The sequence below is a fragment of the Desulfosarcina cetonica JCM 12296 genome (assembly GCF_001311845.1).
GTDB lineage: Bacteria > Desulfobacterota > Desulfobacteria > Desulfobacterales > Desulfosarcinaceae > Desulfosarcina > Desulfosarcina cetonica.
On the sequence record NZ_BBCC01000460.1, the window covers coordinates 1 to 1,205 of the forward strand.

A 1,205-nucleotide genomic window follows, 5' to 3' on the forward strand; every position below is an offset into this window, starting at 1 on the left:
CGGCCGGCGACACCGCCGAGCTGCGGTTCGAGGCTCTGACCGACCCGGTCCTGAGTTCGGGCCACGTGTTGCGCGTGCGCCATCGGGTCAACGACGATGGCCGGCGCGTGGAACTGACCGTGAAACTCTTCGACGGCGGAACCGAAATCGCCGCATGGAGCCAGGAGGTCGGCTCGACCGAATGGCAGACGACCACCCACACCCTGACGGCCCTGCAGACCGATCAGATCGGCGCCTACGGAAATCTGCGTGTCAAAGTGGTCGCCACCGGTACGGCCGGGCACAACCGCCAGGTACAGATTTCCTGGATCCAATTGGAAGTTCCCCACGGGGGAAAGCCCGACGCCAATGCAAGGGGGTGGCGCGGCAGCGACAACGACGGGGCCGACTCCCATGCCGAAACCGTCCCGACGGCCGTGGCCCAGATGCTCTGGTCGATCGATAAAGAGATCGTCGCGCGCAACGCCGCAGCCATCGAGAGCGACACCAACCGCACCCGTTTCTGCGAGTTGATCTGGCGCCGGATCACATCGCTGGCCTTTGAAACGGCGCGGCAGATTCCCATGGAACTCTATCGCCTGATGCAGGGGATTTCTCTTGAATCGCTCCAGCGCCCCTACGATCACACTGAACAGTTGCGCAACGCCATTCGGGAGATTTACGAACGGAGCGGCCTGGTGTTCAGCCGCGGTCGCATCCAGGCCATTGCGCAGCAGCAGGCCCAGAGCGCGGCGCCGGCCCGCAATGAAGTTTGGCGGCTGACGCTGGCCCCGGTGGACATCGCCCGACTCCATGCCGGCGCCATGGCGACCATCGCTGCGTATCAGGTCGAAGCCGCGCCCACCGGAACGACCAATTTCGTGTTGCTCGACAGTTTCATCAACGCCAATCCCGCCGACCAGCGGGCCACCCTCGATATCGATATGTCTCTTGCCCGAACCGACGGCCTGGTGGCCAGCGGCAATACCTACGATCTTCGGGTGATCGCCATCGACGCGCTCGGGGCGCGCGATGCCTTTGCCGACAATTTTACCGGCAACGCCGATACGGGCGGACACGGCGTTACCTCAACCGCGACCTGGATGACGCGTCTGTCGACCGTGCGCCCCGGTCCCAACGCCGTACCCTGAGAACGCTTATGCCCTTTGGAATCGATCTCTTCAACTCATCTGCCCCGGCGACCCGCGGCCCGTGCTCGACCTGGG

1 protein-coding gene is annotated in these 1,205 nt (G+C 64.4%); it reads left to right on the top strand.

Features of this window, described 5'->3' with window-relative positions; all coding sequences use genetic code 11:
* A partial coding sequence (locus tag JCM12296_RS40840; RefSeq protein WP_172684276.1) for a hypothetical protein occupies positions 1-1,130 on the top strand: 1,130 nt, incomplete at its 5' end.
* Positions 1,131-1,205 lie beyond the last annotated feature (75 nt).